Source organism: Intrasporangium sp. (assembly GCF_032907665.1).
In the GTDB taxonomy this organism is placed as follows: domain Bacteria; phylum Actinomycetota; class Actinomycetes; order Actinomycetales; family Dermatophilaceae; genus Intrasporangium.
Genome location: NZ_JAJJPG010000060.1, coordinates 1 through 5042, shown reverse-complemented (window position 1 = coordinate 5042; position 5042 = coordinate 1). Strand labels below are relative to the sequence as shown.

Sequence of the window (5042 nt, the reverse complement as noted above, 5' to 3'; positions counted from 1 at the left end):
CCGGCTGCCGTCCCGGCTGCCGTCCCGGACGCCGCCGGTTGAGCTGCCGGTCGGGCCGTCGGAGACGTCGCCGCCGGAGGGACCAGCGGGACCCTTCGGTAGGGCTCGCCCTGCACCGGCCGTGCGTCCTGCTCCCCGCGGACCGGCCAGAGCGAGATGGCCCGCTCCGCCTGGGCCGTGATCGTCAGGCTCGGGTTGACCCCGAGGTTGGCCGAGATCGCTGCCCCGTCGACGACGTGGAGTCCGGGGTAGTGCCACACCCGGTGATAAGGGTCGATGGCGCCCCCCTCGGGAGAGTCGGAGATCACCGCGCCGCCGATGAAGTGCGCGGTCATCGGGATGTCGAGGATCTCGCCGATGGAGGACCCGGGCCAGGCACGTTCCCCGGTGGTCTGCTCGAGCCGGCGTGCCATGGCCCGCACTGCCGCGTTGCCCTCGGGGATGTAGGTGGGGTTGGGCGCCCCGTGGCCCTGGGTCGAGGACAGCCGCGACCCGAGCACGCCACGCTTGCGCCACACGCGGATGGAGTTGTCGGTCGCCTGCATGACCAGTGCGATGACCGTCCGCTCGCTCCACCGCCGTTTCGAGGCGGACCGGACGAAGATGCCGGGGTGGCGTGCGGCCTGGCCGACGAACTTGAGCCATCGGGGCACCTTGCCTCCCCCGTCGACCTGCATGACCGCGAGGAAGCCCATGGCGTTGGAGCCCTTGCCGTAGCGGACGTTCTCGACGTGCGTGGTGTCGTTGACGTGGAAGCTCGAGGTGATGGCGACGCCCTTGGTCAGGTCGATGTCCTTCGGGACGCGAGCGACCGACGCCCCGCCCAGCGCCTCGGAGTTGGTCCGGGTGAGGTCGCCCAGCCGACTCGACAGTCGCGGCAGCTCGTCCTCTCGCATCGCATGGAGCAGCTCGGCGGTCCCCCAGGCGCCCGCGGCGATGACGACCTGGTCGGTCGTCACGGTCCGGCGATCCTTCCCGCGCTTCGTCCACGCCCCGGTGCGCACCGTGGTCACCGCGTAGCCGTGCTCGGGTCGGGCCGGGTCGAGCGGGCGGAGCGACTCCACGGTGCGCAGCGGCTCGATCGTCACGCCGCGCCGCTCGGCCAGGGCGAGGTAGTTCTTCACGAGGGTGTTCTTCGCGCCGATCTTGCAGCCGACCATGCAGTTGCCGCACTCGGTGCACCCGGCCCGGTCCGGACCTTCGCCCCCGAAGAACGGGTCCGGCACCCGCTTGCCGGGCTCACCGAAGAAGACACCCACGGGGGTCTTCCGGAAGGAGGCGCCGACGCCGAGGTCATGGGCGGTGTCCCGCATGAGCTGTTCGATCGGGCCCTCGCAGGGGTTCTCCACCACCCCGAGCATGCGCTCCGCGGTCTGGTAATGCGGGGCCAGCTCCGCTCTCCAGTCCGTGATGTGGGACCACTGCGGGTCGCGGAAGAACGGCTCCGGGGGCACGTACAGCGTGTTGGCGTAGTTCAGCGACCCGCCCCCGACGCCCGCACCACCCAGCACGAGGCAGTGCGGCAGCCGGTGGATCCGCTGCACGCCGTAGCAGCCGAGGCGGGGGGCCCAGAGGTAGCGCCGGAGGTTCCAGCTCGTGTCGGCGAAGTCCTCGTCCTCGAAGCGACGACCCGCTTCGTAGACGTGGACCCGGTAGCCCTTCTCGGCGAGGCGAAGGGCGGCCACCGAACCGCCGAATCCCGACCCGATGACCACGACGTCGTGGTCCCACTGCTGCGTCATGACGTCAGCGTAGGCATGAGTCGGGCCCCCGACTACCCACGGGTAACGAAAAACACCATGGCGCTGCGGACAAACCGGGCCACCGGAGAAGCGGCCGCTGGGCGCGGCGCGCGCCCAGCGGCATACGGCAGCCGCGCAGCGCCTATTGCCCCAGGTAGGGCGACACGACGACCTCGACGCGCTGGAACTCCTTGACGTCGCTGTAGCCGGTCGTGGCCATGGCCCGCCGGAGGGCACCGACGAGGTTCGTCGTGCCGTCGGCCTGGCGGCCGGGGCCGAAGAGGATCTCCTCGAGGGAGGCCTGGGTGCCGAGCTCGATGCGCAGGCCGCGCGGCAGCTCGGAGTGGTGCGCTTCGGGCCCCCAGTGGTAGCCACGGCCGGGCGCGTCCGTGGCCCGTGCCAGGGCCGCGCCGAGCATGACCGCGTCGGCTCCGCAGGCGACCGCCTTGACGATGTCTCCCGACGTGCCGACGCCGCCGTCGGCGATGACGTGGACGTAGCGGCCGCCGGACTCGTCGAGGTAGTCGCGGCGTGCCGCCGCCACGTCGGCGACGGCGGAGGCCATCGGCGCGTGGATGCCGAGCGCCTTCCGGGTCGTGTGGGCCGCCCCGCCGCCGAAGCCGACGAGCACGCCCGCGGCTCCCGTGCGCATCAGGTGCAGAGCGGCCGTGTAGGAGGCCGCTCCCCCCACGATGACGGGAACGTCGAGCTCGTAGATGAACCGCTTGAGGTTGAGTGGCTCGGCCCGCCCGGAGACGTGCTCTGCCGACACGGTCGTGCCGCGGATGACGAAGAGGTCGACGCCGGCGTCGACGACGGTCTTCCAGTGCTGCTGGGTGCGCTGCGGCGACAACGCCCCCGCGACGGTCACGCCTCCCTCACGCAGCTGGCGCAGCCGCTCGGTGATGAGCTCGGGCTTGATCGGCTCGGCGTAGATCTCCTGCATGCGCGGAGTCGCGAGGACCGGGTCGAGGCCCGCGATCTCGGCCAGCAGCGCCGTGGGGTCCTCGTAGCGGGTCCACAGGCCCTCGAGGTCGAGGACCGGCAACGCGCCGAGCTTGCCGAGCGCGGTCGCAGTCTCAGGCGAGACGACCGAGTCCATCGGCGCGGCCATGACCGGGATGTCGAAGTGATAGGCGTCGATCTGCCACGAGACCGAGACCTCCTCGGGGTCCCGCGTGCGCCGAGAGGGCACCACCGCGATGTCGTCGAAGGAGTAGGCACGCCGCCCGCGTTTGCCCCTGCCGATCTCGATCTCAGTCACCGCCCGATCCTATCGACCGCGGTCCCGCGTCCCGGGGACATCGACCACTCGAGCGGAGGACGACCTCCTCGCCGAAGCCGATGCGGTGGCGCCTGCGGACGACAGGACGGGTCCGTATGCCGCTGGGCTCGCTCCCGCTCGCGTCCAGCCAGCCGCCCCGGCCACCCCGGGTCGACGGGGTGCGTCGGGTCCCGCTCAGCGGCATACGGCCAAGGTCAGGTGACCGTGTAGTTGGGCGCCTCGACGATGCCCTGGACGTCGTGCGGGTGGCTCTCCTTGAGCGAGGCCGAGGTGATCCGGACGAACCTGCCCTTCTCCTGGAGCTCGGGCACCGTGCGCGCGCCGACATAGAACATCGACTGGCGCAGCCCCCCGACCATCTGGTGGGCGACCTGCGACACCGGACCCCGGTAGGCCACCCTGCCCTCGATGCCCTCCGGCACGATCTTGTCGTCGGAGTCGACCTCGGCCTGGAAGTAGCGGTCCTTCGAGTAGGACTTCTTGCCGCGCGAGCTCATCGCCCCGAGCGACCCCATCCCGCGATAGCTCTTGAACTGCTTGCCGTTGACGAAGATGAGCTCCCCGGGCGACTCCTCACAGCCGGCGAGCAGCGAGCCGATCATCACGGCGTCCGCCCCGGCGACGATCGCCTTGGCGATGTCTCCGGAGTACTGGAGCCCGCCGTCCGCGATCACCGGGACCCCGGCCGCCCGGGCCGCGAGCGAGGCCGCGTGGACGGCGGTGATCTGCGGCGCACCGACCCCCGTGACGATGCGGGTCGTGCAGATCGAGCCCGGGCCCACGCCGACCTTGATGGCGTCGGCGCCGGCGTCGACGAAAGCCTGCGCACCCTCCCGCGTCGCGACGTTGCCGCCGATGACCTGAACGTGCTTCGTGGCGGGGTCGCTCTTGAGACGCTGGACCATCTCGATGAGCGTCCGCACGTGGCCATGCGCGGTGTCGGCCACGAGGACGTCGACGCCCGCCTCGATGAGGGTGGTGGCACGCTCCCACGCGTCACCGAAGTAGCCGATCGCCGCGCCCACCATGAGCCGACCCACGCCGTCCTTGCTCGCGTCGGGGAACTGCTCGCTCTTGACGAAGTCCTTCACCGTGATGAGGCCGACCAGGTGGCCCGCGTCGTCGACGAGCGGGAGCCGCTCCCGCTTGTGCTGACGAAGCAGGAGCGTGGCGTCCTCGCGACTGATCCCCTCAGGGCCGGTGATGAGGGGCATCGGGGTCATGACGTCGCGGACGAGCGTCGTCGCCCACTCCTTGACCGGCATGAACCGAAGGTCACGGTTGGTGATGATGCCGATGAGCTTCTTGTCGCCGTCGACGACCGGGAGGCCGGAGACGCGGTACTCACCGCACTTCTGGTCGAGGTCTTCGAGCGTGGCGTCGGGGCCGATGGTGATCGGGTTGGAGATGATCCCGGTCTGGGTCCGCTTGACGAGGTCGACCTGGTAGGCCTGGTCGGCGATCGACAGGTTGCGGTGGAGCACGCCGATGCCACCCTGCCTCGCCATGGCGATCGCCATGCGCGACTCGGTCACCGTGTCCATCGCCGCGGAGATGAGTGGGACCCGGATCGACAGCTCGCGGGTCAGCCGGGTCGTCGTGTCGATGTCGTTGGGTGCGAGGTCGCTGTAACCCGGTAGGAGAAGGACGTCGTCGTAGGTCAGGCCGAGGTTCTCGAACGGGGAGGGGACGTCATTCGTACCGAGGGGCATTGCCCGATTCTACGGGAGGCGGCCGGTCGCAGCCGACCGCCTCGGCGGCGGTGCACGTCGGCTCTACGCGCCGGTCTCTGCCGCTGTCGGGTCTACCTCGACCGACTCGACAGCGAGCGGTGCGGGCTCTGCTGTGGGGACGGTCGCCGCTGGGGCCGCAGCCTCAGTGGGCACTGCACCGCTGCCGCCGGTCGGCATGCTCGGTGGCGCCGGCGCCGCGGGCACGCCGTTCCCAGCCGGCGTGCCGGGCTCCGCAGGTGTGTCGGACCCGGCGGCCTCATCCGGTGTGGCGGGCTCTGCCGG

Annotated in this window: 3 protein-coding genes; all 3 read right to left on the bottom strand. The window is 71.0% G+C overall.

The window, feature by feature from the left end; genetic code table 11:
* The coding region (locus tag LOY02_RS10490) for a GMC family oxidoreductase (protein ID WP_317182305.1) at window positions 1-1742 on the bottom strand (1742 nt) is incomplete at its 3' end.
* A gap of 142 nt (window positions 1743-1884) precedes the next feature.
* Entirely contained in the window at window positions 1885-3006 is a 1122-nt protein-coding gene (locus LOY02_RS10485; protein ID WP_317182304.1) for a GuaB3 family IMP dehydrogenase-related protein, read from the bottom strand.
* 215 nt (window positions 3007-3221) lie between these two features.
* Window positions 3222-4739: an IMP dehydrogenase gene (guaB, locus tag LOY02_RS10480; protein WP_317182303.1), complete on the bottom strand. Its 1518-nt coding sequence runs from the start codon at window positions 4737-4739 to the stop codon at window positions 3222-3224.
* Window positions 4740-5042: the final 303 nt, after the last annotated feature.

What these genes read in the sequence shown, in the direction of transcription:
- guaB (WP_317182303.1), bottom strand. Translation starts at nt 4,739, where the DNA reads ATGCCCCTCGGTACGAATGACGTCCCCTCCCCGTTCGAGAACCTCGGC.